A 24,869-nucleotide genomic window follows, 5' to 3' on the forward strand; every position below is an offset into this window, starting at 1 on the left:
CTTAAATCACAGACTTAGGCTGACAAGCGGAACAACAGTGACTATTTCGTGACGATGAGCGAACACCACGAACATCGCCAACAAAGCCTTACGCAGGCCACCGAGGCTCGGGGCCTCGAGGCGCTGATCTCGCGCGCGGCCCGCGCAGGCAAGGGCGCGGCGCCGGTCGAGCGCTGGAATCCCGACTTTTGCGGCGATCTCGACATGGAAATCAAGGCCGACGGCACCTGGTTCTACCTGGGCACGCCGATCGGCCGCATGCCGCTGGTGCAGCTTTTCTCCTCTGTGCTGCGCAAGGACGCCGACGGCAGGACCTATCTGGTGACGCCGGTGGAAAAAGTCGGCATCCGCGTCGCCGATGCGCCTTTCGTCGCCGTCGAGATGGATGTTTCGGGCGAAGGCGAGGATCAGGTCATCACCTTCCGCACCAATGTCGGCGACGTGATCGAGGCCGGACCGGAGCGGCCGCTGCGCTTCGTCGACGAGAACGGGACCGGCGGTTTGAAGCCGTATCTGCTGGTGCGCGGCAGGCTGGAGGCGCTTGTGGCGCGGCCGGTCATGTACGAACTGGTCGGGCATGGCGAGGAGATCGAAATCGACGGCAGGACGATGTTTTCGGTGCGCTCCAAGAACGCCGTGTTTCCGATCATGCCGGCCGATCAGTTGAAGCGGTTGAGCGAATGATGGACCAGGTCTCTCCGGCGCCGTTTTCGTCGGCGGATTTTCGCGCGCGCTTTGCCGCGCAGCCGGAGGCGCATGCCGGCGGCGACTATGGCGATCACCGCTTCAATCCCGGCCATCCGCGCCTTAACCCTGGCAAGCCGCTGCGCAACGCCGCGGTGCTGATCCCGGTGGTCGACCATGACGGCGAGGCGACGGTTCTGCTGACCAAACGGGCCGAAAAACTCCGCAATCACTCCGGGCAAGTGGCTTTCCCGGGCGGCACGATCGATGCGACCGACGCAAGCCCGGAGGCGGCGGCACTGCGCGAGACCTTCGAGGAGATCGGCCTTGGCCAGGATCGCATCGAGATCATCGGCCGGATGCCCGATTACGTCGCCGGCAGCGGCTATCGCATCGCACCGGTGCTTGGCATCGTGCGGCCACATTTCCAGCTGACCCTGAACACCGATGAGGTCGACGCCGCCTTCGAAGTGCCGCTGCGCTTCCTGATGGACGCGGCCAACCACAAGCGCGACAGCCGCATCTGGAACGATCTCGAATGGTTCTTCTACGACATGCCCTATGGCGACCGGCGCATCTGGGGTGTCACCGCCGGGATCATCCGCACACTGTATGAAAGGCTCTATGCGTGAGTGTTTCGATCGCGGGCAGGGCGGACTGGCTCTTCGACAAGCATCTGCAGCGCCTGCTTGGCGCGCTCACCGAAGGCGGTGAAGAGGCGCGCATCGCCGGCGGCGCCGTTCGCAACGTGCTGATGGGCCAGCCTGTCACCGACATCGACATAGCAACCTCTTGCCTGCCGCGGGAAACCATCCGCCGCGCCGAGGCGGAAGGGTTCAAAGCGGTGCCGACCGGTATCGAGCATGGCACCATTACCGTGGTCGCCGATGGTAAACCCTATGAAATCACCACCTTGCGCGCCGATGTCGAGACCGATGGCCGTCGTGCCAAGGTGTCGTTCGGGCGCGACTGGAAGCTCGACGCCGAGCGGCGCGACTTCACCATCAACGCGCTTTATGCGGAGGCCGACGGCAGCGTTGTCGACCTTGTCGGCGGCATCGCCGACATCGAGGCGCGCCGGCTGCGCTTCATCGGCGATCCGGAGGCACGCATCCGCGAGGATTATCTTCGCATCCTGCGCTTCTTCCGCTTCTTCGCCTGGTATGGCGAAGGCCGGCCCGACGCCGAGGGGCTGAAGGCCTGCGCCCGGTTGAAGGAAGGCCTCGCCCAACTCTCGGCGGAGCGCATCTGGTCCGAACTGAAAAAGCTCTTGTCCGCACCCGATCCCTCGCGGGCGCTGCTCTGGATGCGGCAGGCCGGTGTCTTGACCGCCGCGCTGTCGGAAAGCGAGAAATGGGGCATCGATGCGATCCACGGATTGACCAGAGCCGAGAAGGATCTGGGCTGGGCAGTGGATCCGATGCTGCGGCTGGAGGCTATGGTGCCGCCGGATGCGGCGCGCATGAAGACGCTTGCGGAGCGGCTGAAATTCTCGACCGCCGAGGCGGATCGCCTGCGCCATTGGTCCATGGCAACCGCCGTCGAACCGAAGACGACCGAGGGCGAATTGGCGAAACGGCTCTATCGCGGCGACCGCCAAGGATTTGTCGACCGCCTGCGGCTTTCGCTTGCCGCGGCGCGGGTGCGGGCCGTCGAAGACAATGAAGCGCTGCTCGAAGCCGGCGGCTTTTCGCGCCTGCTTTCCTTTGCGCTCAAATGGAAAAGGCCCGAGTTTCCGCTGCGAGGCGCCGATCTGACCGCGCTCGGCGCAACCCCGGGGCCGAAGCTCGGCGAGATCCTCAAGAACCTGGAAGCGGAATGGATCGATGCGAGTTTCACGCCCGATCGCGACGCACTGATCAAGCGCGCCGCGGAGGCACTTGAAGGCTGATGAGGATCATGCCGCGTCGCGGACCTTCTCAATTCGGGAGCGGATAGCCTCGATCATCGTCTCGCGGATGGTCGTTTCGCCATGTGTCTCACGCATATGCTCGACGGCACGGCGCATCACTTCGGCCTCCTCGCCGGCACGAGTATGCCACTCACAGCCGGGAACCAGCGACCCGCAGTGAAATTCCTTCATCGGATTTCTCCTTTTCCTCCGTGGAGCCTGCGAGGCTCCGGTACTTTTTTGGCTCATGATCCGACTTTTCCGATCATGGGCGGGGGTGAGAACCATAACACAGATGGTGTGATATTGGTTGCGGTCAACGGTGAAAGGGCGGAGCAGCGCTGCTCCGCCCTCTTACGCTAGCCCGGCGGGCAGGCCGTCACTTCACGATCTTGACTGCCTCGGCAACTTTGTCCTTGCCGCTCATGTCCCACGAAATTCTGACCTTCTCGCCGACCTTCAGGCCAGGATCCTTGAAGGTTTGGGGAAGCGTAAAAGACGATCCATTGTCGAGAACCAGGCTCTTGGCCGTCGCATCGAAGCTCTTGACCGTTCCGGTGGTGTGCTTGACGGCGGCGAACGCCACCGAACCGGAAGCAAGAAAGGCAGCCGCGGCAGCGGAAACAATGATCTTTCTCATGCTGATATACTCCTGGGAAAGCGGCCATCCTTTGACGAAGATGATCCGCATCGTCTTCGGGCCGTCCGGTCGCGTCGAGTCGCGGTTCGCCTGTTCCGATGCAATTCCGAAGGGAAAACCGCATTTTCCTGGAATTGCCCTCAGGCAAACCACCGGCGCTTCCCGACCCGAATGCGATAAATAACCCAGCTTTTTCAGATGGATATTAGACGAAAAAGATATTCATTGCGTCACATTCCGCGCCCAGATTCGAACAATGGGACATCAATGCGGCCTCACATCGCGCTCACAATTTTTTTATGGCCAGCGCACCTCCGGCGGCAGGCTGGACAGGATCGAGGCGACATTGCCGCCGGTCTTGAGCCCGAAGATGGTGCCGCGATCGTGAAGAAGGTTGAATTCGACATAGCGGCCGCGGCGAACGAGCTGTTCGTCGCGGTCGCCATCGGTCCAGTTCTCGTTGAAGTTGGCGCGCACGAGGTGGCCGTAGACCACGAGAAAAGAGCGCCCGACATCCTGGACGAAGTTGAAATTGGCATTCCAGCCGCCCTTCTCTTCTTCCGGATGCAGGTAGTCGAAGAAGATGCCGCCGGTGCCGCGCGGCTCGTTGCGGTGCGGCAGGAAGAAGTACTCGTCGCACCAAGCCTTGAATTTCGGATAGTCGGCGACGGCGGCATTCTTCTCGCAAGCGAATTGCATGGCACGCTGAAAGGCTATCGTGTCGGGATCATCCCGGGTGCGGCGGCGGTCGAGCACCGGCGTCAGGTCGGCGCCGCCGCCGAACCACTGGCGCGAGGTCACCACCATGCGGGTGTTCATATGCACGGCCGGAACGTTGGGGTTCCAGGGGTGCGCGATCAGTGAAATGCCCGATGCCCAGAAGCGCGGGTCTTCCTCGGCGCCTGGCATCTGCTTCCTGAACTCGGGCGAGAACTCGCCATGAACAGTCGAAGTGTGGACGCCGACCTTCTCGAAGACGCGGCCGTGCATCATCGACATGGTGCCGCCACCGCCCTTGCCGTGATCGCGCTCCCAGGGCGTCTTTTCGAAACGGCCCGGTGACCACGAAGCCAGCGGCCCGCCGAGATCCTGCTCGATCTGCTCGAAAGCGCCGCAGATGCGCTCGCGCAGCGCCTCGAACCAAAGCCGGGCCTTCATCTTCTTTTCTTCGATGTCGGCAGGCAGCCCCGCCGGTATTTCAGGTCGTTCCAAGTGCCGTCTCCGGTTGCGGGGCGGTGAGTCGACAAAAGACTCGTCTTTTCCGGGCGCGATCCCTAATCTCTTAAGGGATAGGGTCAAGTCACTTTGGTTTCGCGCATGATCCTTTCCGAAACCCGATTCCGATTTCGGGGTCATGCGCCAGGTGCAAGGAGTTGTTTCGTGCGCACCCCGGCAAGACCGCCGCTGGATGGCCTGAAGAAAAGGCTCGATCAAAGCCGGGCAGAGCGCGCACGCATGCCGCGCGACGGTTTTTTGCGCGAGACCTTCGTGCTGCCGCGCTCGGACGCCCGTCTCAAGGCCAAGGAATGGTTCGAGCGCTTCCCCAAGCAGGCCTACTGGACCGAGATCGAAAGCTGGTTCGAACGCCCGGGCGATCTGATCGAGTTCACGATAAGGCGGCTGCCAGCCGCGGATTAGCGCTCGACCAGCAGGCGCCTCGCGCCCGTTCCCTCCCTTGCCAGCCGATCCCCCTTATTGCGAAGCGGGCATTTGTCGATCGACATGCAGCCGCAGCCAATGCAGTCGGTCAAGCCGTCGCGCAGCTTCCTTAGCTGGCTGATTTTCTGGTCGAGGCTATCGCGCCAAGCCGTTGAAAGCAGATTCCAATCCTCGCGCGTCGGCGTGCGGCCTTCAGGTAATGATTCAAGCGCGGCACCGATTTCCGCGAGCGAGATGCCGACCTCCTGGGCAATCCGGATTATGGCCACCCGGCGCAGCACGTCACGGCCGTAGCGCCGCTGGTTGCCTGCCGTGCGATGGCTGCGGATCAGACCGCGCGCTTCGTAGAAATGCAGTGCCGACACAGCCACGCCGCTACGCGCGGCCACCTGGCCGACCGTCAATTCCGTTACCGGCGCCATTTTCGCACTTTCCGCTTGACCTCAAGTTAAGTTGAGCTTGTAGCCAAGAAAGCCTGACTGTGCAAACCAAAGGAGAAGGCGGATGTGCGCCTGGGCAAAAATCACCGCTGACGGCGCTGCCGGCGATCCCCTATCGGAGTTGCCGGACGGCTTCGCCCGCCACCATGGCGACGGAAAGGGCGACGTTGATGCTGCGCGCGCCGGGCTGCATCGGGATGGTCAGCCGCGCATCCGCCGCCTGATGGACTGGATCCGGCACCCCCGCGGATTCGCGGCCGAACAGGAGGATGTCGCGGTCGGTGAAGCTGAAGTCGGTGTAGGGGATCGTAGCCTTGGTCGACAGCAGCACCATGCGATCCGCGCGGGCCTTGCGCCACTCCTCGAAGGCGTCCCAGTCGACATGCCGGGTCAGGGCAGCCATTTCGAGGTAGTCCATGCCGGCGCGCTTGAGCGCTTTGTCGGAGAGCGGAAAGCCGGCCGGCTCAATGATGTCGACGCCGAGGCCGAGGCAAGCGGCGAAGCGCAGGATTGTCCCGGTATTGCCGGCAATGTCAGGCTGGTAGAGCGCGATGCGGAGACCAGGGTTCACTTCCGCGTCCTTCTAATAAGTGGCAGATCGGCCACAGCAGCTTCCTGGTTTTGGAAATTCCTGGACCTGCGGGTGGCCATTTTTTTCGAAGTCGGGTATATGACCGGCATTGTCAACCCGAACCGATGGAGGGGTAATTCATGATGGCCATGTACATCCAGCGCCCCACCTGTGGGCTTATTTGCGCCCTGGCGGTTTCGGTACGACGTTTCTCCTGATCTTTTAGACACTTCCGCACCGATTTCCGCCGAAACCATACCCTGGTCTTCGAAGGAAACCGCGATGTTTTTCAAGCTGCCGAAGGGGCCGATGGCCCCGTCCCAACGCGTTCCGACTGATCCGCCGCCGATCCCGCGGCACGACGTCGATCATCCTTTTTATCTCTATTTCAACACGGAGGACGGACCGATGTTCGATCCCTATAGAATACCCGGCTCGAGGAGCCTGCATATCCACCGGCTGCCGACCTGGGCGCTGTTGATCGGTGACACCTATTCGTCGGCGGTTCATGCCGAAGTACGCCGGCGTCCACATCGCGGCATGCTGCCGGATGTCGATTTCTCGCGCGCGGTACCCGATCCGAGCCGTCCGTCGCTGGTGCGCCGGATCATCCGGCTGATCCGGCCAGGCGCGAAAAACCGGACTGGTGGCGCCATGTCGTCAGGATCGACAAAGGTGGCTGTCGGCGAAAAGCCGGCGAACCCCTATATAGCGCGAAGCAGGGCCGACGCTCCGGATGATTCCGGAGCGTCGGCCCTCGATGCCATGCGGTCCGAGGACTTCGTACGCCGCCAAGCCGCGTAAGCGGAAAACAGATCTCACAGGCGTGACCTATGTTGTTGTTTAGCTGGTTTGAAAGAAAGCTCGATCCGTTCCCGGCCGCGGAACCGGTCGAGCCGCCCAAGACGCTTGTTGCCTTTTGCCTGCATTATACGCGCGGGGCATGGCCCTATATTCTTGTCGATGCGGTGCTGGTCGCGGCCATCGCCATCGCGGAAGTGTGGATGTTCGGCTTCCTCGGCCGCATCGTCGACTGGCTGTCGGGGCAGAACCGCGAAACCTTCCTGCAGACGGAGGGCTGGAAACTCGCCGGCATGGCCTTCATCGTATTGTTTGCGCTGCCCGGCACGGTCGGGCTGCATTCCCTGCTCAACCAGCAGACGCTGATGGGCAATTACCCCATGCGCATCCGCTGGCAGGTGCACCGCTACCTGCTCAAGCAATCGATGAGCTTCTACCAGGACGAGTTCGCCGGCCGCATCGCCACCAAGCTGATGCAGACCGCGCTTGCCGTGCGCGAATGCGTCATCAAGGTGATCGACGTCCTGAACTACGTCGTCGTCTATTTCCTCGGCATGCTGTTGATCGTCGGTTCGGCCGACTGGCGGCTGGCCGCGCCGCTCGGCGTCTGGATGGTCGGCTACATCCTGCTGCTGCGCTTCTTCATCCCGCGCCTGGGCAAGGTCGGCGAGGAGCAGGCCAATGCGCGCTCGACCATGACCGGTCGCGTCGTCGACAGCTACACCAACATCCAGACGGTCAAGCTGTTTTCCCATTCACGCCGCGAGGCCGCCTTCGCCAGGGAAGGCATGATGGGCTTCCTCGACACGGTCTACCGGTCGATGCGGCTGGTGACACTGCTGTTCGGCTCGCTCTACATACTGAACGCGCTGCTGCTGTTCTCGGTCACCGCCATCTCGCTGTGGCTGTGGATGGGGCAAGTGGTGACGATCGGTGCGGTCGCGGTGGTCATCGGCCTGGTGCTCCGGATGTGGGGCATGTCGCAGTGGATCATGTGGGAAATGTCGAGCCTGTTCGAGAATATCGGCACGGTGCAGGACGGCATTGCCTCGATTTCGTTGCCGCGCCTTGTCGAGGACAGGCCGGATGCCAAGGAGATCATCGTTTCCAAAGGCGATATCCGCTTCGAGGATATCCGCTTCCATTACGGCAAGCAGAAGGGCGTCATCGAAAACCTGTCGCTGGCGGTGAAGCCGGGCGAGAAGGTCGGCATTGTCGGCCGCTCGGGCGCCGGCAAGTCGACGCTGGTCAATCTCCTCTTGCGCTTCTACGACTTGGAAAGCGGCCGGATCCTGATCGACGGCCAGGAGATCGCCGGCATGAAACAGGATTCGCTGCGCGCCCAGATCGGGATGGTCACGCAGGACACCTCGCTGCTGCATCGTTCGGTGCGCGAGAACATCCTCTATGGCCGGCCCGATGCCACCGACGAGATGCTGCTCGAGGCGGCGCGGCGAGCCGAGGCGATGGATTTCATATCAGGACTTTCGGATCATCATGGACGCAAGGGGTTCGACGCCTATGTGGGCGACCGCGGCGTCAAACTGTCCGGCGGTCAGCGGCAACGCATCGCCATTGCTCGCGTTATGTTGAAGGACGCGCCCATACTTATCCTTGACGAGGCGACGTCGGCGCTCGATTCCGAGGCGGAAGCCGCCATCCAGGAGAACCTCTACAAGCTCATGCAAGGCAAGACCGTCATCGCCATCGCGCACCGGCTGTCAACCATCGCGGCGATGGACAGGCTCGTCGTGATGGACCAGGGTCGCGTCATCGAGGAGGGCTCGCACGAGGAACTGGTCGCCAGAGGCGGGCTCTACGCGCAGCTCTGGCAGCGCCAGTCGGGTGGGTTCCTGCTCGATGACGTCCCAGTCGAAGCCGCCAATGACGCAATAGCAAAGGGGCAAGCCGCAGAATGATGGCCGCCGCATGATGACAGCCGTCTACCGCTGGTTCGAGACCTGGGTCTACCCGTTCAGGGAGCCGGCGAATCTTCGGCCACCGGCCAGCGTTACGGGCTTCCTCTGGCACTATGTCGGGCAAGCGAAGTTCGCCTTCTTCGCCATGCTGGTCATCGGCGGCATCGCGCCGCTCGTCGAGGCCGGGCTGTTCTATTTCGTCGGACGGCTGGTCGATATTCTCGACCAATTGCCCGGCGAACGGAGCTGGCACGCGCTGTGGACCGCCGCCGGACCCGAACTGGTGTTCATGGTCGCGGTGGTGCTGATCATCCGCACCGTGGTCGTCGCCTTGTCGGCGCTGGTCGACGAACAGACGATCACGCCCGGCTTCTACAATCTGGTGCGCTGGCAGGCGCACCGGCACGTCTCGCGCCAGTCCTACGCCTTCTTCCAGAACGATTTTGCCGGCCGCATCGCGACGAAAGTCTGGCAGGCCGGGCAGGCAACGGGCGACCTGATGGAAAGTTTCATCGAGGTCGTCTGGTTCATGGTCGTCTATACGGCGACGACGCTGGCGCTGGTCGCCGGGCTTGACCTCAGGCTGGCGGCACTCGTGGTGGTCTGGATCACCGCCTTCGGCTTTCTGGCGAAGCGCTATTTGCCGGCAATCCGCAAGCACGCCGAAGCGACGGCGGAGGCGGGCTCCATGATCAATGGCCGCATTGTCGATTCCTACTCCAACGTGCAGACGCTGAAACTGTTCGCGGCCGACGGCGACGATCGCTACATCAGGAACGGCTTCGACATCTATCTCGACGCATTGCGGCCCTTCACCCGCCGCTTGACCGGCGTGCGCATGGCGCTGACGACGCTGTCGGGCATCATGATCACGGCGATCGGCTGCTTTGCCGTTTATCTCTGGGTCGAGGGCTCGATCACGGTCGGGGCGGTCGCCTTTACGCTCAGCCTGGTGCTGCGGCTCAACATGCTGCTCGGCCGGTTGATGATGCAGATGAACGGCATCTTGCGGAATCTCGGCGTGCTGGAGAACTCCAAGGCGCTGATCTCGCAGCCGCTCGGCCTGACCGATGCACCGGACGCCGGGGAACTGGTCGTGGCGGGTGGGCGCATCGACGTGAAAAATGTCGAGTTCCACTACGGCAAGGGGTTTGGGGTGCTGAACGGCATCGACCTTGTCGTCAAGCCGGGCGAGAAGGTCGGGCTGGTCGGGCCTTCGGGCGCCGGCAAGACGACGCTGGCGAACCTTATCCTGCGCCTCTACGATCTCGAAAGCGGCCAGATCACCATCGACGGCCAGGACGTCTCTGGTGTAACGCAGGATTCGCTGCGCGCCAATATCGGCGTCGTCAGCCAGGACACGGCCCTGTTCCACCGTTCGCTGCGTGACAACATCAAGCTCGGCATGCCCGACGCAACCGATGCGCAGGTCATCGCGGCGGCGAAAAAAGCCGAGGCCCATGAATTCATCCTGACCTTGCGCGACAACAGGGACCGCCAGGGCTACGAAGCCTTTGTCGGCGAGCGCGGCGTGAAACTGTCGGGCGGCCAGCGCCAGCGCGTGGCGATCGCCCGCGTCTTCCTCAAGGACGCGCCGGTCCTGATCCTCGACGAGGCGACGTCGGCGCTCGATTCCGACATCGAGGCGGCGATCCAGGAGAATCTGACGCGGCTGATGGAGAACAAGACCGTGATCGCGATTGCCCACCGGCTGTCGACGATCGCGGCACTTGACCGCCTGGTGGTGCTCGACGGCGGCCGCATCGTCGAGCAAGGCACACATGACGAACTGGTGGCGCTCGACGGGCTTTATGCCCGGCTGTGGAAGCGCCAGTCCGGCGGGTTCCTCTATCACGAGGAAAGCGTGCTGGAAGAGACGCGGCCGGCGGAGTAGGCGCGTGGGTGGATCGGCAGAGCTCAGTCCGGAGATCGGCCCAGAGATCGGCTACACGCTCAAGCGTTTGCGGCCAACCGTGGCGGCCTTCGACACGCTGAAGGAAGAGAGCCGGCTGGAAGGCTACTGGATGCTGGTGCGTCTGGGCGATGGCTGGGCAAGCGGCCGCAACAAGTTCCTGAAGCGGGGCGAGGCGCTGTTCGGAGCCTGGCATGGCGCCGAACTCGCCGGTGTCTGCGGGCTGAACATCGATCCCTATTTCGAGGGCAGGGACCACGGCCGGGTCCGCCACCTGTTCGTCAGCGCGCGTCACCGTCGCGCCGGCCTTGGCCGAACGCTGGTCGAGATCGTGATCGACCGAGCCCGCCAGTATTTCACCGTGTTGAACACCCGCGCGCCGCCAGAAGCCTTCGCTTTCTATGAACGGCTTGGTTTTCAGCCCGTGGAGGGTGAAGAATTCGTCACCCATCGCATGGTGTTCAGGAAAGGGAACTGAAATGTCCTTGCGTCCGCCATCCCATCTTGCCGGCACGTCGGCCGCCGACGCGGCCTTCGACGCGCTTGGCCATGAAATCCTGGCAGAGAAGGCGGCGGCGCTCGGGCGGGCCGGCCAGCGCGTGGAAGAAACCTTGGCGCGGTTGCGCGATAACGGGGACGATGAGTTGCGCCCCCGTCTGCTCAAGGAGGCTGCCGTGGCCGTTCACGCCTATTTCATCCAGCGCGAACTGTGCGGCCTTCGCAAGCATGACGCCGTGATCCGCGAATACAATATCCCCAGGGCGGTTCTAGTGAGGCTGGGCGCCGCGTAAAATCAGTTTTTAGGAATCACTCCAGCCATTCGGTGATGAAGCTGCCGTTTTCGTGAATGTCGGTCGTTTCCAGTGGACCGGGACCGAGATTGGTGAATTTGTGCGGCGTGTTGGGCGGCACGATCAGGATCTGCCCCGCCGAAGCCTCGATTTCCTGGTCACCGACCGTGAAGAGGCCGGTTCCCTGGCGGATGATGAAGATCTCCGCATAGGGATGGGCGTGCAGCCGCGGGCCGCCGCCGACGTCGGGCAGGTGATTGAAGATCAGGCAGGAGTTTGAGCCGTAGGCACCGCACTGCAGTTCGCCCTTCCAGTGGTCGGAACGAACAGCCCATTGCTCGCGATCGATGACGTGCGCCATGCGAAGGAGGATAGATCACACCGGCGCCCTGTGTCGAGGCAAGCTGGAGCCTTGGATTTTGCTGATATTTCCCGGTTGTTTAGCCGCCTTTTGCAGCCATTCGCCGTCCCGCCGGACACTGGGGGATTTTGTCCCCGCGACAATCTGCCCTTGTGCCTTCACCCGTCTGGACAAAAACGGGCTTCACGCATAAACCGAAGTCCAAATGCCGGAGGAATTCGCTAGCCTGTTCGCCATGCGCTGTCGGGTTGGCGTGATTGAGCGGGGAACAAGGCTCGGCCACCGGCGCGGAAGAGGCGAAAGGATCAGGCACCCGTGAGCGCAACCGACATCCACGATCCCAATCGTCGAGATTTTCTCTACGTCGCCACCGGCATGGCCGCCGTGGTTGGCGCCGGTGCCGTGGCCTGGCCGTTCATCGACCAGATGCGCCCTGATGCCTCGACGCTGGCGCTCGCTTCGGTCGAGGTCGATGTCTCCTCGCTGGCGCCTGGCAGCTCGCTGATCGTCAAGTGGCGCGGCAAGCCGGTCGTGGTGCGCAACCGGACCGAGAAGGAAATGAAGGACGGCGAGGCCGTCAGCCTCTCCGATCTCAAGGATCCGATCGCCCGCAACGCCAATTTGCCGTCCGATGCGCCGGCGACCGACGCCAACCGCACCACGCCCGGCAAGGAGGCCTGGATGGTGATGGTTCAGGTCTGCACCCATCTGGGCTGCATCCCGCTCGGCCAGGAAGGCGATTTCGGCGGCTGGTTCTGCCCGTGCCACGGTTCGCAATACGACACGGCCGGCCGCATCCGCAAAGGCCCGGCGCCGGAGAACATGGCGATTCCGGTATTCAAATTCGTTTCCGACACCAAACTCCTTATCGGTTGAGGCAGGGGATATTTCGATGAGCGAGGGACACTCGACCTACACGCCGAAGACCGGTATCGAACGCTGGTTCGACGCCCGCATGCCGCTGCCCAGGATGGTCTATGACAGCTTCATCGCCTATCCGGTGCCGCGCAACCTGAACTATATGTGGACCTTCGGCGGCATTCTGGCGATCATGCTGGTGGCGCAGATCCTGACCGGCATCGTGCTGGCCATGCACTATACGGCCGACACCAATCTCGCCTTCGGTTCGGTCGAAAAGATCATGCGCGACGTGAATTCCGGATGGCTGCTGCGCTACATGCACGCCAACGGCGCCTCGTTCTTCTTCATCGCCGTCTACCTGCATATCTTCCGCGGTCTTTATTACGGCTCCTACAAGGCGCCGCGCGAGCTGCTGTGGATCCTCGGCTGCATCATCTACCTGCTGATGATGGCGACCGGCTTCATGGGCTATGTGCTGCCATGGGGGCAGATGAGCTTCTGGGGCGCCACTGTCATCACCGGCTTCTTCAGCGCCATTCCGCTGGTTGGCGACTGGATCCAGCAGCTCCTGCTCGGCGGCTTCGCCGTCGACAATCCGACGCTGAACCGCTTCTTCGCCCTGCATTACCTGCTGCCGTTCATGATTGCCGGCGTCGTCGTTCTGCATGTCTGGGCGCTGCATGTCGTCGGCCAGTCGAACCCGACCGGCATCGAGGTCAAGTCGAAGACAGATACCGTGGCCTTCACGCCCTACGCGACCATCAAGGACGCGTTCGGCATGATCGTGTTCCTGTTCGTCTTCGCCTACTTCGTCTTCTACCTGCCGAACTATCTCGGCCATCCGGACAACTACACGGTCGCCAACCCGCTTAAGACGCCGGCCCATATCGTCCCGGAATGGTACTTCCTGCCGTTCTACGCAATCCTGCGCGCCATCACGTTCAACATCGGGCCGATCAATTCCAAGCTCGGCGGCGTGCTGTGCATGTTCGGCGCCATCGTCATGCTGTTCCTGGTGCCGTGGCTCGACACCTCCAAGGTGCGCTCGGCGGTCTACCGGCCCTGGTACAAGCTGTTTTTCTGGCTGTTCGTGGCCGATGCCATCCTGCTGGGCTGGCTGGGCTCGCAGCCGGCGGAAGGCAGCTATGTGTTCATGGCGCAGATGGCGACGCTGTTCTACTTCGCCTTCTTCCTGATCGCGCTGCCGGTGCTCGGCTTGATCGAGACACCCCGCAGGCTGCCGAACTCGATCACCGAGGCGGTGCTCGAAAAGAACAAGGGTGGCAGCGGACATCCGGCGGGCGCCACGGCAGCACCTGAGACCAAGGGCTGAGCGGTAGAGAATCTAAGGGGATTTGGCATGAAAAAGATTCTCACTTCGCTTGCGCTGGTCGGCCTCGTGGCCGCCGGCACCGGAGTTGCAGGCACTTGCGCGTTCGCGGCCGAAGAGGCGCACAACGCGGCGGCACCGACGCATTTCCCGATCAACGAGCCGAAGGAAATGAGCTGGAGCTTCACCGGCCCGTTCGGCACCTATGACAAGGCGCAGTTGCAGCGCGGCCTGAAGGTCTACAAGGAAGTCTGCTCGGCCTGCCATTCGATGAACCTGGTGGCGTTCCGCACGCTTTCGGACCTCGGCTACAGCGACGCGCAGATCAAGACGCTGTCAGCCGAATACACCATCCATGACGGTCCCAACGATGCCGGCGACATGTTCGACCGTCCCGGCAAGCCGTCCGACCATTTCCCGGCACCGTTCGCCAATGAGGAAGCCGCCGCTGCCTCCAATGGCGGCGCGGCGCCGCCGGATATGTCGTTGCTGGCCAAGGCGCGCGGCGTCGAGCGCGGCTTCCCGCAGTTCGTCTTCGATATCTTCACCCAGTATGATGCCGGTGGTCCCGACTACATCCATTCGCTCTTGACCGGCTACGACCAGACGCCGCCCGCCGGCATGGTCATCCCCGAAGGCACACACTACAACCCGTACTTCATGTCCGGCGTGTCGCTGAAGATGCCCAAGCCGCTCTCCGACGGCCAGGTCACCTATGACGACGGTTCGCCGCAGACCATCGACCAGTATTCCCGCGACGTGGCTGCCTTCCTGACATGGGCTGCCGAGCCGCACATGGAAGACCGCAAGAAGATGGGCTTCCGCGTGCTGGTGTTCCTGCTTCTGTTCGGCGCCCTGGTCTACCTGACCAAGCGCAAGGTGTGGGAAGCCGTCGCGCACTAGGCCTGTTGATCTTCAGGTGAGGCCGGTCTGCAAACGATGGCTTCCTGCGCTTCCGGTGCTCACGTACTTCAAGTACGCTCCGCTCCGGTTCTCGGAAACCATCGTTTTCGATTCAGCCTGATCTGAATCTCAAAAGGCCTTGGGTCGTTCAGTGCACAACATGGGGCGCCGCGAGGCGCCCTTTCTGCTTTTTGAGTGGATTGCGGCTCCACGTCTCGGCGGTGTCACATGGCCGTCACCACACATCGCGATCCTGCGGCGCTCTCATCAAAGGATCACGCCCATGAAAAGATACGCATCGCTTGCGGCAGGCCTGCTGCTGCTCGTCGTTGGTTCCGCGGCCCGCGCCGAAGACGCAAAACCATTCATCACCAACAAGGATGTCGACCTGACGATGATCCTGCCGCCGCCGCCGGCCAATGATTCGGCTGAGACCAAGGCCGAGCTTGGCGAAGTGCTGACCATGCAGGTCACGCGCACACCCGAGATGGAAGCCCGCGCCATCGCCGACGCCGAGGAAAACGTCTGGCGTTTCGCCGATGTCATGGGGCCGAATTTCAACAAGGACAAGCTGCCGAAATTCAGCGCCTTCTTCGATCGCGTGGTGGAGACCGAAGGCGCCGTCGTCGATCCGGCCAAGGATGTCTGGAAGCGCCCGCGTCCGCACCAGCTCAGCGATCTCGTCAAGCCGGTGGTCAAGCTGTCGAGCTCCGGTTCCTGGCCGTCCGGCCATGCGACCGTCGGCACGATGATGGGCATCATCCTGTCCGACATGGTTCCGGAAAGGCGTGCTGAGATCATGGCGCGCGCGGCCGAGTTCGCCCACAACCGCATCGTCGGCGGCATCCACTATCCGTCCGACGTCGAGATGGGCAAGATTTCCGGCAGCGTCATCGCCGCCGTCCTGCTCAACCGGGATGACTTCAAGGCCGAGTACGATGTGGCCAGGGCGGAGCTTCGTTCCGATCTCGGCATGTAGGATTTGGCCGATAGCCATCCGTTCGAGCGGGGCGCCTTCGGGCGCCCCTTTTTCGTGGCTGCGCCCAACAGGAGGAAAATCGCCTGGTGGTTGCTCCCAGCCCGTAGTCAATTCCTTTGCCGGATGCGCTTGTCTCGGTCGCCACATCGCGCTAGCCGTTGTCGGTCGCGCCGGGTTACGATCGGCCCCGCGCCGCTTCACTTTGTCAGCCGGATCATTCGGAGCCGCTTCATGAAACCTTCTCTCGAAGACACGCTGCTGGCCTCGATCCGTACCATCCCGGACTATCCCAAGCCCGGCATCCTGTTTCGCGACATCACCACGCTGCTCGGCAATGCGCGCGCCTTCCGCCGCGCCATCGACGAGCTGGTGCATCCCTATGCCGGGCAGAAGATCGACAAGATCGCCGGCATCGAAGCGCGCGGCTTCATCCTGGGCGGCGCCGTTGCCCACCAGCTCTCGGCCGGCTTCGTGCCGATCCGCAAGAAGGGCAAGCTGCCTTATGAGACCGTGCGCGTCGCCTATAGCCTGGAATACGGGCTGGACGAGATGGAGATGCACAAGGACGGCGTCGCGCCCGGCGAGAAGGTGATCCTGGTCGACGATCTGATCGCCACCGGCGGCACGGCTGAAGCGGCGGTCAAGCTGCTGCGCCAGATCGGCGCCGACATTCTCGCCGCCTGTTTCGTCATCGACCTGCCGGATTTGGGCGGGCGCGCCAAGCTCGAAGCGCTCGGCGTGCCGGTGCGAACGCTGATTGGGTTCGAGGGGGTTTGAGACCGGTTTGCCGAAGGAAATTGAAAGGTCCAGTGGACCTTTCAAAGATCTCGAACGCCCGGAGCGATAGCGAAGGGCAGGGAGGCAACACGATAACCAGCGCGGGTGCCGCCCTCATCCGCCTTCGGCCACGCCATAAACGGGGCGAAGGAAGAGACTACTCCACCTTCACCAGCACCGCGCTTTCGAACTCCAGCACCTTGCCGCCGGTCGAATCAGTGGCCTCGCAGAGGAGCGCCAGCAACCGCCAGCCGGGGCGGGACGCGATGGGGCGGTGGGACAGCGCCGTGCGCGTGAAGGTGATGGTTTGCCCAGCAAAGACGGGCTTCAGCCACTTCAGGTTCTTGAATCCGGGCGAGGGGCCGAATTCGGGCACCGGGCCGTCCCAGCCTTCGGCGTCCAGGCGGCTCTCCAGGTTCAGCTTCATCCAGGTGGCGGCGGTATGCCAGCCGGAGGCGCAGAGGCCGCCGAGCACGCTCTTCTTCGCGGCCTCTTCGTCGATGTGAAAGATCTGCGGGTCGTATTTGCGGGCGAACGCCTTGATCGCCTCGGGCTCGAATCTGTGCGAGCCCAGCGTCACCGTGGTGCCGATGCGGAAGAATTCGTCGAGCGTCATGCCGCATTCCCCGCGTCGCGCGTCAGGAACATGACGGAGTTCTCGAGCTCGAACACGCTTTCGCCGCGCTGGTTGACCAGTTCGCTGCGCATGGTCACGAAGCCGAGTTGCGGCTTCGATTTCGACAGGCGCCTGGCCAGAACCACCAGGCTGCCCCGCAGCGTATCGCCGGCGAGCACCGGCTTCTTCCATTTGACCTGATCGACTCCCGGTGCGCCCTGGCAGGTGGAGTCCAGCAGGAAGGCATCGCACAGCATGCGCATGAACATGGCGCAGGTGTGCCAGCCTGAAGCCGAGAGGCCGCCCAGGATACTCGCCTTGCCGGCCTCCTCGTCGAGATGCATCGGCTGGGCATCGAACTCGCTGGCGAACTCGATGATTTCGGCCGCACTCACCTCTTTCGTGCCGAGGTCGAACGAGGCGCCCTCGACGAAGTCCTCATAGGCCCATGTCTTGCCGGTCATGGTCTGGCATCCCTGCAGAACGCGCGATCCGCATGGATCGGCGAACCCGGATGCAGGCCGCGGGCGATTTGGTCAAGTCCTTTCTGGTGAGCCAGCCGGCGCGATCGGGCCCGCGGCGGCCGTAGGGGCCAGCCGCGGCGCCTCCGATCGGCTAGCGGGCGTTCGGCAGGATCTGGTGCAGGACGATCGCCCAGACGGCGCCGAAGGCAATGGATGAGCCCAGAATGTACTGCACGATATCGGGCAGCGTCTTGACGAAATCCGGCGGTACCAGCGTGGCGAACAGCGCCATCAGGATGGGCAGGCCGATGACCAGCATGTTACGTTCGGTCAGCGGCGTCCCGCGCACCACCCGAAAACCGTTCATGGCGATGACGACGCAAAGCACTCCGAAGACGCCGCCGATGACCGGCCCCGGGATTGAGGCGATGACCGCCGAAAGCTTGCCGATCAGCCCGAACAGCACCAGGAAGATGCCGGCCGCCCCGAAGGCGGCACGGCTGGCGATGCCGGTGATGGCGATGATGCCGGCGTTGGACGAATAGCCGGTGACCGGCGTGCTGCACAGCAGCGCGCTGATCAGGCAGCCGAGGCCTTCGCCGGTGGCGCCCCGGTCGAGCTGCTCGTCCGAGAGCGGCTTGTCGATGACGGCACCGACCGCGAACCAGGTGCCGGTGGTTTCGGCCAGGACCACGATGTAGACGATCAGCATGGTCAGCGTCGCCGACCAGGAGAAGGTCACGTCGAGATTGAGGAAAGCGATGCGCGGCATGGAAAACCAGGTCGCGGCGGAAACGCCCGTCATGTCGAGCTGGCCCATGAAGGCGGCGGCCACGCTGCCGGCCACAAGCGCGATGATCACGGACAGCAGGCGCAGCCAGGCGCCTTTCGCGCCAAGCGCCATGCCGATCAGCATGCAGCCGACAAGCACCGCCGCGGCGACGAAGGCGAGGACGATGTTGCCGCCGACGGTGGCGGTGCCGTGGACAGCGAAGACGCTCTCCTTCAGTGCCACCGGCATCAGCGCGACGCCGACGACGATGATGATGGCACCGCCGACGATGGGTGGGACGAAGCGGTTGACCAGGCGGTGGAAGAGCTTTGTGGGCGATCCCAGAAGCATGACCAGTATGGCGCCCGGAATGAGTGCGCCGATCACGGCCGACAGGCCCGGCAGGCCGCCGCCGGCGCCAAAGGCAATCGCCAGCACCGCGCCGATCGGGACGAAGGACGGTCCCTGGACGACGGGCAGCCGCATCAGCAACTGCGACTGGATCAGGGTTGCGATGCCTGCCGCCACGAAGGCCGACTGGATGAAGGCGCCGGCGTCGCCGACGCTGAAGGCAAGCACCGACGCGATGATGAACGGCACGATATAGACGTCCATCGCCAGCACGTGCTGGAGGCCGAGCAGGGCGGCCTTGCCCAGGGGCAACGGATCGTCCGGCTGGGCGATCAAACTGATTTCTGGCGCAACGCGTTCCATGATGTCCCCTCTGGAAATCCCCGGCCGATCATGGGATCAGTCGGCGGCAAAGGACAGCGGCGGAAATGTTTGCCAACTGTTTTCTTCTAGGCCACGCATTGGCAGCCCCGCCCACCAGCAGCACCGGAGCGACGATATGACGGCAGATCCTTTCACGCTGCTCGGCACCGCCTTCCATACGCCTGAGCGCGGCAGGCTGGAGGTGCTGGAGGAGCACCTGTTCTGCGTCGACACACAGGGGCGCATCGCCGAGATCCTGGCGCCCGGCCATCCGGAATACACGGCCACGATAAGCGATGCCCGCCGGGCGGGCAGGCTGGTGAAACTGGGCGAGGGGCAGTTCCTGCTGCCGGGGCTCGTCGACCTGCACATCCATGCGCCGCAATGGCCGCAGATGGGCAAGGCGCTGGACGTGCCGCTCGAAGTCTGGCTGCGGAAATATACTTTTCCGCTCGAGGCCCGCTATGCGGATTTGGACTATGCTCGCGCGGTCTATGCTGATCTGGTCGACAATCTGCTCGCCAACGGCACCACCACCGCGCTCTATTTCGCCACCGTCCATGTCGAGGCGAGCGTGGCGCTCGCCGAGACATGTCTTGAGAAAGGCCAGCGTGCCCTGGTCGGAAAGGTGGTGATGGACGACCCCGAACAGTGTCCGCCCTTCTATCGCGATGCCGATGCGGCAAGCGCTGTTTCGGATACCAGGCGCTTCATCGAGGCCGTCATGTCATTGAATCCGGGCGAGAGGCCGCTTGTCCAGCCGGTGATCACGCCGCGCTTCATTCCAAGCTGCACCGACGCGGCCTTGCAGGGGCTGGGCGAACTCGCGGAAGAGTTCGGTTGCCACGTGCAGACCCATTGCTCCGAAAGCGATTGGGCAAAGCAGTTCGTGGAAGCGCGCTTCGGCCAAACGGATGCGGCAAGCCTCGATGGTTTCGGCCTGCTCACCCGTCATACGATCCTGGCGCATTCGAACTTCATCGATGGGCAGGACATGGACCTGATCAAGGAGAAGGGCGCCGGCGTCGCTCATTGCCCGCTGTCCAACGTCTACTTCGCCAATGCAGTGTTTCCGCTTCGCGAGGCGCTCGACCGGCACATGCATGTCGGGCTCGGCACCGATATTTCAGGCGGCTACAGCCCATCGCTGTTCGACGGTTGCCGGAACGCGCTGTCGGCCTCGAGAACATTGCAGAGCGGCGTGCATGCCGGCCTGCCGGCAAAGGAGCGCGGCGCGCCCGGCGAGCCGATCACGCATCAGGAAGCGTTCTGGCTGGCGACTGCGGGAGGCGCGGAAGCGCTCGACCTGCCGACCGGCAGTTTTCGCGTCGGACACGAATTCGACGCGCTGCTGATCGACACCAAAGCGAGCGCCTCGAACATCCATGTCAACGGCGCCGACGATACGCTCGACGACGTCTTTCAGAAGATCGTGCTCAATGCGGCACGGGCCAATATTGCCACTGTTTGGGTCGGAGGCCGGCCGGTGGTCGGCTGTAGCTAAGCTACGCTCACTTGTAGTGGCCTCGCCTGCGCGAATAAACATGGCCCTGTGCCGACGTCGGCAGCGCCTGCGAGCATGGAATACGACAGCCCGTTTTCGTCTTTCGCAACGGGCGCTATACGAGATCGTCAACCGAGACATTGAGGGCGGCGGCGATGCGCTTGATCGTGTCGAAGCTACCGTCGCGGGTGCCTGTCTCGATCTGCGAGAGATAGCCTGCGCTGATCTCAGTCCTTTCAGCGAGGTCGCGAGCCGAAATCCCGCGATGCTCGCGCCAGACGCGGATCTTATTCTCGCCGTCCAGGATGCGGTTGACGACGGCGACCGGAATAAGCTCCTCCTCGCCGGCAGCGATCTTTTGCTTGATCTGATCGTAGGTTTGAATGTCGGCCACGTCCTCCGCCGCTTCAACAAGGCTCTCGTAATCAGCGAGTGGCAGAATAGCCATACGGTCGCCATTCGGCGTGGTAATGATGGTGGGCTTGTTCATGTCCTCAGTCCTCGTAGATGCTACCGCGCGGTCCGATCTCCAGAATGTCCATTACCGTGCCTTCCTGATCGAAGATAATACGGTAGTCCCCGACCCTAAGCCTGAAGCCTGGCCGGCCTTTCAGCCGTTTGACATTTTTCGCCAAGCTGGCCGGTTCGGCTGCATATTGGCCGATTTTAGCAGTGATCAGCCGAGCCGTGTTGGCGGGCATCCGCGCGCAAGCTAGAAATTTGCGTTAGCAAATAATGGGACATGGCTTTCATCGGTCTCCACCGGGTGCTGATCGGGGTAAGGCGACTTATGGTCTTCAATACCCCCGCGAGAACTCTGCGGCAGGGATGGTGCTGTCCGACTGACGGTTGGGTCGCTCCGCCGCGACCTCCTCAGGTATTGAACTTGAACAGCATGATGTCGCCGTCCTGGACGACGTACTCCTTGCCTTCGTCGCGTGCCTTGCCGGCTTCCTTGGCCGCCACTTCGCCGCCCAGCGTGGCGAAGTCGTTGTAGGCGATGGTCTGGGCGCGGATGAAGCCGCGCTCGAAATCGGTGTGGATGACGCCGGCCGCCTGCGGCGCCTTGGCGCCCTTGTGCACGGTCCAGGCGCGCGTCTCCTTCGGCCCAACGGTGAAATAGGTGATGAGCTGCAACAATTCGTAGCCGGCACGGATCACCTTGTTCAGGCCGGGCTCGTCGAGGCCGAGCGAGGACAGGAATTCCATCTCTTCCTCGTCGGAGAGCTGCGCAACCTCGGCTTCGATCGCGGCCGAAATGACGACAGTGCGGGCGCCCTGCGCTGCGGCCATCTGCTCCACGGCCCTGGTGTGCTCGTTGCCGGTGGCCGCGTCCGCCTCGGCGACGTTGCAGACGTAGAGCACGGGATGTGAGGTCAGAAGGTTCAAGCCCTGCAAAATGTGCAGATCTTCCGCCGAGATGCCGTCGAGCAGGATGCGGGTCGGCTTGCCTGCCTGCAGCAGCTCGAGCGCGTCCTCCATCATCGGCAGCACGGTCGTCGCTTCCTTGTCCTTGCTGCCGGCGCGCTTGCGGAACTGGACGATGCGGCGCTCGAGGCTGTCGAGGTCGGCGAGCATCAGCTCGGTCTCGACCGTCTCGGCGTCGGCAACGGGGTCGATGCGGCCCTCGACATGGGTGATGTCGTCATCCTCGAAGCAGCGCAGCACATGCACGATGGCGTCGACCTCGCGGATGTTGGCGAGGAACTGGTTGCCCAGGCCTTCGCCCTTGGAGGCGCCGCGGACCAGGCCGGCGATGTCGACAAAGGAGATGCGGGTCGGGATGATCTCCTTCGACTTGCCGATCGCCGCGATCTTCTGCAGGCGCGGATCGGGCACCGCCACCTCGCCGGTGTTCGGTTCGATGGTGCAGAACGGGTAGTTGGCGGCCTGCGCGGCGGCCGTCCTCGTCAGCGCGTTGAAAAGCGTCGACTTGCCGACATTGGGCAAGCCAACGATGCCGCATTTGAAACCCATTTTTATCCGGTCCTATCGGGAAAAGCGAAATTTGATGAGGCTATGGGCGATAGGGGTTGGGAACGTCAAGTCCCGTGACGCCGCATGCGCCTACGCCTCAGTCCTTGTTGCCGAACAGTTTCTTCAGCATGGCGGCCATGGGGCCGCTTTCCGGCAGCTTGGCGACGGGCTGCTGAGGGCGGGCCTGGCGGACATGACTTTGCTGTTTCGGGCTTTGCTGTTTCGGGCTCGACTGCTTCCGCGCCGGGTTTTCCGGTTCGGCGCCGGTCTTGCCTTGGACGGCAAGGGCGGCCTTGTTCATGAAACCGGATTCGTCGCCCTTGACGATCATCGCCGCATTGTCGGCAATCGCGTCGAGCAGCGGGTCGAGCCAGTCGCGGTCGGCCTTGGCGAAATCACCGAGCACATGATGCTGGACCATTTCCTTGACGCCGGGATGGCCGACGCCGATGCGCACACGGCGGTACGCATTGCCGACATGGCCGTCGATCGAGCGGATGCCGTTGTGGCCGCCGGCGCCGCCGCCGGTCTTGATGCGCAGCTTGCCTTCGGCAAGGTCGATCTCGTCATAGAAGACGGTGAGGGCGGAAAGGTCGAGCTTGTAGAAGCGCAGCGCTTCGCCGACCGACTGGCCGGACAGGTTCATGAAGGTCTGCGGCTTGATCAGGATGATCTTTTCGCCGCCGAGCGTGCCCTCGGAAATCAGGCCCTGGAACTTCTTCGACCAGGGTGAAAAGGAATGGCGGCGGGCGATAGCGTCCGCCGCCATGAAGCCGACATTGTGCCGGTTTTCAGCGTATTTCGCGCCCGGATTGCCGAGGCCGGCAAAGACAAGCGCTGTCTTTTCTGGCATCGTCGCCTCCGGGCGTGAAAAGAGTTACTTCTCTTCGGCGGCGGGAGCCGCTTCGGGAGCCGCGGCCTCAGCTGTCTCTTCCGTCTCCGGCTTCATCGCCGACGAACCGGCAACGGTCGCGATGGTGAAGTCGCGGTCGGAGATGACGGGCTTGACGCCGGCCGGCAGCTTAACCGACGAGATGTGGATCGAATCGCCAATGTCGGCGCCGGTGAGATCGACGGTGATGAATTCCGGGATCGCATTGGCCGGGCAGTGGAACTCGACTTCGTGACGCACGATGTTGAGCACGCCGCCGCGCTTGATACCGGGCGACTTGTCTTCATTGATGAAGTGCACGGGAACATCGACGTTGACTTCGGTGTCCTTGCCGATGCGCAGGAAGTCGACATGGACAGGGAAATCCTTGACCGGGTCGAGCTGGAAGTCCTTCGGCAGGACCTGGATCTTCTTGCCGTCGACATCGATCGTGGCGATCGTGGTCAGGAACCCGCCGCCATGGATCTTGTAGTAGATGTCCTTGTAGGTGAGCGCGATCGCCAGGGGAGGCTGTCTGTCACCGTAAATTACTGCAGGCACTTTACCGTTGCGGCGAACTGCACGGGCGGACCCCTTACCGACCTGTTCGCGCGCTTCGGCCTTGAGCTCGTAAGTATCGTGGCTCATGGCTTTTCCTTTCGCGTGTTATGGAGCGCCTACGGTTGGCAATGTACCAGGCCGTAAACGTCGAAAGCCGCCAGACCTCGATGTCCGAATGCCGGAAACCGCAGCGAGCGGATCTTTGTTCGGGATCACAAGGGGAAGGCAGCCTTCCGCCGCGTTGCCTCCAAGGGTGTCTACGCGGGTGGCGGCTCTATAGCGGAAGGCGGGCAGGCGTGCAAGCGGCGGGTGGGAAGGCCGTTGCTACCGGTCGCCGCTCAACGCGTCGCGCAACGCCTGGACCTGCCGGTTCAGCGTGTCGAGTTCGGCCAGCGTCATGCCCGAGCGTTCGACCAGGGTCGCGTTCAGGCAGCTGCACTGGACGAGCAGCTTGCGGCCGGCCGGTGTCAGGTCGACCTGTACCTGGCGCTCGTCGGTCTGGCTGCGCTGGCGGGTAACCAGGCCGGCCTGCTCCATCCGCTTCACCAGCGGCGTGACCGTGCTCGATTCCAGGGCGAGCCTGTGCGCGATCGTACCGACAGACATGCCGTCGGCCTCGCCCAGCGCGTTGAGCACGAGATATTGCGGATAGGTGATCCCCATCTCGTCCAACATCGGCTTGTAGGTGCGATTGATCGCCATGCTGGTGGCGTAGAGCGTGAAGCAGAGCTGATTGTCCAGCGGGAGAGGCACGGTGGATTCCTTTGCCGATTAAGCGCACGCATTATGTACCACGGAAAAAGATATCGCGATACATATTTCTATGGACAACAACCTCGAGCTGGGTTAGCGATATTGCTATCGCGATATT

The 24,869-nt window shown here is 62.9% G+C and carries 30 protein-coding genes; 15 read left to right on the forward strand and 15 right to left on the reverse strand.

From position 1 onward, the window contains the following. Positions 1 to 54 precede the first annotated feature (54 nt). Genes FJ527_RS12195 through FJ527_RS12205 form a run of 3 tightly spaced genes read left to right on the forward strand, consistent with a single transcriptional unit; the run spans position 55 to position 2,575 of the window. Positions 55 to 684, forward strand: coding sequence for a DUF1285 domain-containing protein (locus tag FJ527_RS12195; RefSeq protein ID WP_140823205.1), 630 nt, complete (start codon positions 55 to 57; stop codon positions 682 to 684). Next, positions 684 to 1,316, forward strand: a complete 633-nt coding sequence (locus FJ527_RS12200; protein ID WP_140823206.1) for a CoA pyrophosphatase — start codon at positions 684 to 686, stop codon at positions 1,314 to 1,316. The genes FJ527_RS12195 and FJ527_RS12200 overlap by 1 nt, the downstream gene beginning before the upstream one ends. Continuing rightward, complete coding sequence (locus FJ527_RS12205; protein ID WP_015316060.1) at positions 1,313 to 2,575, forward strand: CCA tRNA nucleotidyltransferase; 1,263 nt, start codon at positions 1,313 to 1,315, stop codon at positions 2,573 to 2,575. Before FJ527_RS12200 ends, FJ527_RS12205 begins: the two co-directional genes overlap by 4 nt. A gap of 6 nt (positions 2,576 to 2,581) precedes the next feature. Here the strand turns inward: FJ527_RS12205 and FJ527_RS12210 are convergent, their stop codons facing one another. The 3 genes from FJ527_RS12210 to hemF form a co-directional block, all read right to left on the reverse strand. Further along, positions 2,582 to 2,767, reverse strand: a complete 186-nt coding sequence (locus tag FJ527_RS12210; protein ID WP_015316061.1) for a DUF1059 domain-containing protein — start codon at positions 2,765 to 2,767, stop codon at positions 2,582 to 2,584. 187 nt (positions 2,768 to 2,954) lie between these two features. After that, entirely contained in the window at positions 2,955 to 3,215 is a 261-nt protein-coding gene (locus tag FJ527_RS12215) for a DUF1344 domain-containing protein (protein ID WP_015316062.1), read from the reverse strand. Between the two features lie 297 nt (positions 3,216 to 3,512). Beyond that, on the reverse strand, positions 3,513 to 4,427 hold the full coding sequence (hemF, locus tag FJ527_RS12220) for an oxygen-dependent coproporphyrinogen oxidase (RefSeq protein WP_140823207.1): 915 nt from the start codon (positions 4,425 to 4,427) through the stop codon (positions 3,513 to 3,515). 168 nt (positions 4,428 to 4,595) lie between these two features. Between hemF and FJ527_RS12225 the strand changes: the two genes are divergently transcribed. Next, the gene (locus FJ527_RS12225; protein WP_023770299.1) at positions 4,596 to 4,853 is read left to right on the forward strand and encodes a hypothetical protein; all 258 of its coding nucleotides are present in this window, start codon (positions 4,596 to 4,598) and stop codon (positions 4,851 to 4,853) included. On the opposite strand, the gene soxR is transcribed toward FJ527_RS12225, so the two are convergent. Continuing rightward, positions 4,850 to 5,296, reverse strand: coding sequence for a redox-sensitive transcriptional activator SoxR (gene soxR, locus FJ527_RS12230; RefSeq protein ID WP_140713619.1), 447 nt, complete (start codon positions 5,294 to 5,296; stop codon positions 4,850 to 4,852). The two genes, FJ527_RS12225 and soxR, sit on opposite strands and share 4 nt — an antisense overlap. 130 nt (positions 5,297 to 5,426) lie before the next feature. Continuing rightward, positions 5,427 to 5,885 carry a tRNA (cytidine(34)-2'-O)-methyltransferase gene (locus FJ527_RS12235; RefSeq protein WP_140713621.1) on the reverse strand — a complete coding sequence of 153 codons (459 nt, stop codon included), beginning with the start codon at positions 5,883 to 5,885 and terminating at the stop codon, positions 5,427 to 5,429. Positions 5,886 to 6,167: 282 nt separating this feature from the next. Between FJ527_RS12235 and FJ527_RS12240 the strand changes: the two genes are divergently transcribed. Genes FJ527_RS12240 through FJ527_RS12260 form a run of 5 tightly spaced genes read left to right on the forward strand, consistent with a single transcriptional unit; the run spans position 6,168 to position 11,308 of the window. Next, positions 6,168 to 6,689: a hypothetical protein gene (locus FJ527_RS12240; RefSeq protein ID WP_181166335.1), complete on the forward strand. Its 522-nt coding sequence runs from the start codon at positions 6,168 to 6,170 to the stop codon at positions 6,687 to 6,689. Positions 6,690 to 6,718: 29 nt separating this feature from the next. Next, positions 6,719 to 8,605 (forward strand): ABC transporter ATP-binding protein, encoded by a 1,887-nt coding sequence (locus FJ527_RS12245; protein ID WP_140823208.1) that lies wholly within the window; start codon positions 6,719 to 6,721, stop codon positions 8,603 to 8,605. Positions 8,606 to 8,615: 10 nt separating this feature from the next. Beyond that, positions 8,616 to 10,499 carry an ABC transporter ATP-binding protein gene (locus FJ527_RS12250; protein WP_140713623.1) on the forward strand — a complete coding sequence of 628 codons (1,884 nt, stop codon included), beginning with the start codon at positions 8,616 to 8,618 and terminating at the stop codon, positions 10,497 to 10,499. 4 nt (positions 10,500 to 10,503) lie between these two features. Then, on the forward strand, positions 10,504 to 10,995 hold the full coding sequence (locus FJ527_RS12255) for a GNAT family N-acetyltransferase (RefSeq protein WP_224592852.1): 492 nt from the start codon (positions 10,504 to 10,506) through the stop codon (positions 10,993 to 10,995). Between the two features lies 1 nt (position 10,996). Further along, positions 10,997 to 11,308: a DUF6665 family protein gene (locus FJ527_RS12260; protein ID WP_015316071.1), complete on the forward strand. Its 312-nt coding sequence runs from the start codon at positions 10,997 to 10,999 to the stop codon at positions 11,306 to 11,308. A 16-nt stretch (positions 11,309 to 11,324) separates the two neighbouring features. Here FJ527_RS12260 and FJ527_RS12265 read toward each other — a convergent pair whose 3' ends face one another. Further along, on the reverse strand, positions 11,325 to 11,669 hold the full coding sequence (locus FJ527_RS12265; protein ID WP_140617686.1) for a cupin domain-containing protein: 345 nt from the start codon (positions 11,667 to 11,669) through the stop codon (positions 11,325 to 11,327). Positions 11,670 to 11,984: 315 nt separating this feature from the next. Between FJ527_RS12265 and petA the strand changes: the two genes are divergently transcribed. The 5 genes from petA (at position 11,985) to FJ527_RS12290 (ending at position 16,519) form a co-directional block, all read left to right on the forward strand. Further along, positions 11,985 to 12,545 (forward strand): ubiquinol-cytochrome c reductase iron-sulfur subunit, encoded by a 561-nt coding sequence (petA, locus tag FJ527_RS12270; RefSeq protein ID WP_140617687.1) that lies wholly within the window; start codon positions 11,985 to 11,987, stop codon positions 12,543 to 12,545. Between the two features lie 16 nt (positions 12,546 to 12,561). Beyond that, positions 12,562 to 13,863 (forward strand): cytochrome b N-terminal domain-containing protein, encoded by a 1,302-nt coding sequence (locus FJ527_RS12275; RefSeq protein WP_015316074.1) that lies wholly within the window; start codon positions 12,562 to 12,564, stop codon positions 13,861 to 13,863. Between the two features lie 27 nt (positions 13,864 to 13,890). Further along, positions 13,891 to 14,763, forward strand: a complete 873-nt coding sequence (locus FJ527_RS12280) for a cytochrome c1 (RefSeq protein WP_140617688.1) — start codon at positions 13,891 to 13,893, stop codon at positions 14,761 to 14,763. Positions 14,764 to 15,046: 283 nt separating this feature from the next. Further along, a complete protein-coding gene (locus FJ527_RS12285; protein ID WP_015316076.1) occupies positions 15,047 to 15,742 on the forward strand; it encodes a phosphatase PAP2 family protein in 696 nt (231 codons plus the stop codon). 231 nt (positions 15,743 to 15,973) lie between these two features. After that, positions 15,974 to 16,519, forward strand: a complete 546-nt coding sequence (locus FJ527_RS12290; RefSeq protein WP_015316077.1) for an adenine phosphoribosyltransferase — start codon at positions 15,974 to 15,976, stop codon at positions 16,517 to 16,519. 157 nt (positions 16,520 to 16,676) lie between these two features. Here FJ527_RS12290 and FJ527_RS12295 read toward each other — a convergent pair whose 3' ends face one another. The 3 genes from FJ527_RS12295 to FJ527_RS12305 all read right to left on the reverse strand — a co-directional run bounded on the left by FJ527_RS12295 (position 16,677) and on the right by FJ527_RS12305 (position 19,085). After that, complete coding sequence (locus FJ527_RS12295) at positions 16,677 to 17,135, reverse strand: MaoC family dehydratase (protein WP_015316078.1); 459 nt, start codon at positions 17,133 to 17,135, stop codon at positions 16,677 to 16,679. Then, a complete protein-coding gene (locus FJ527_RS12300) occupies positions 17,132 to 17,599 on the reverse strand; it encodes a MaoC family dehydratase (RefSeq protein WP_140823209.1) in 468 nt (155 codons plus the stop codon). Before FJ527_RS12300 ends, FJ527_RS12295 begins: the two co-directional genes overlap by 4 nt. A gap of 151 nt (positions 17,600 to 17,750) precedes the next feature. Next, positions 17,751 to 19,085: a solute carrier family 23 protein gene (locus FJ527_RS12305; RefSeq protein ID WP_140823210.1), complete on the reverse strand. Its 1,335-nt coding sequence runs from the start codon at positions 19,083 to 19,085 to the stop codon at positions 17,751 to 17,753. Between the two features lie 136 nt (positions 19,086 to 19,221). Here FJ527_RS12305 and guaD point away from each other — a divergent pair, with 136 nt between their 5' ends. Further along, the gene (gene guaD, locus FJ527_RS12310) at positions 19,222 to 20,589 is read left to right on the forward strand and encodes a guanine deaminase (protein WP_140823211.1); all 1,368 of its coding nucleotides are present in this window, start codon (positions 19,222 to 19,224) and stop codon (positions 20,587 to 20,589) included. Between the two features lie 115 nt (positions 20,590 to 20,704). Here guaD and FJ527_RS12315 read toward each other — a convergent pair whose 3' ends face one another. From FJ527_RS12315 to FJ527_RS12340, 6 genes are all read right to left on the reverse strand, one after another. Beyond that, the gene (locus tag FJ527_RS12315; RefSeq protein WP_140721698.1) at positions 20,705 to 21,079 is read right to left on the reverse strand and encodes a helix-turn-helix transcriptional regulator; all 375 of its coding nucleotides are present in this window, start codon (positions 21,077 to 21,079) and stop codon (positions 20,705 to 20,707) included. A 4-nt stretch (positions 21,080 to 21,083) separates the two neighbouring features. Continuing rightward, positions 21,084 to 21,290, reverse strand: a complete 207-nt coding sequence (locus tag FJ527_RS12320) for a type II toxin-antitoxin system RelE/ParE family toxin (protein ID WP_041163329.1) — start codon at positions 21,288 to 21,290, stop codon at positions 21,084 to 21,086. 172 nt (positions 21,291 to 21,462) lie between these two features. Further along, positions 21,463 to 22,566: a redox-regulated ATPase YchF gene (ychF, locus tag FJ527_RS12325; RefSeq protein ID WP_140823212.1), complete on the reverse strand. Its 1,104-nt coding sequence runs from the start codon at positions 22,564 to 22,566 to the stop codon at positions 21,463 to 21,465. A gap of 97 nt (positions 22,567 to 22,663) precedes the next feature. Then, positions 22,664 to 23,419 carry an aminoacyl-tRNA hydrolase gene (pth, locus tag FJ527_RS12330; protein WP_140665084.1) on the reverse strand — a complete coding sequence of 252 codons (756 nt, stop codon included), beginning with the start codon at positions 23,417 to 23,419 and terminating at the stop codon, positions 22,664 to 22,666. 24 nt (positions 23,420 to 23,443) lie between these two features. Next, complete coding sequence (locus FJ527_RS12335) at positions 23,444 to 24,085, reverse strand: 50S ribosomal protein L25/general stress protein Ctc (RefSeq protein WP_015316085.1); 642 nt, start codon at positions 24,083 to 24,085, stop codon at positions 23,444 to 23,446. Positions 24,086 to 24,322: 237 nt separating this feature from the next. Beyond that, positions 24,323 to 24,751, reverse strand: coding sequence for a MarR family transcriptional regulator (locus FJ527_RS12340; RefSeq protein ID WP_140665081.1), 429 nt, complete (start codon positions 24,749 to 24,751; stop codon positions 24,323 to 24,325). Between the last annotated feature and the right edge of the window lie 118 nt (positions 24,752 to 24,869).

It is taken from the genome of Mesorhizobium sp. B2-4-18, assembly GCF_006441385.1.
GTDB classification, from domain to species: domain Bacteria; phylum Pseudomonadota; class Alphaproteobacteria; order Rhizobiales; family Rhizobiaceae; genus Mesorhizobium; species Mesorhizobium australicum.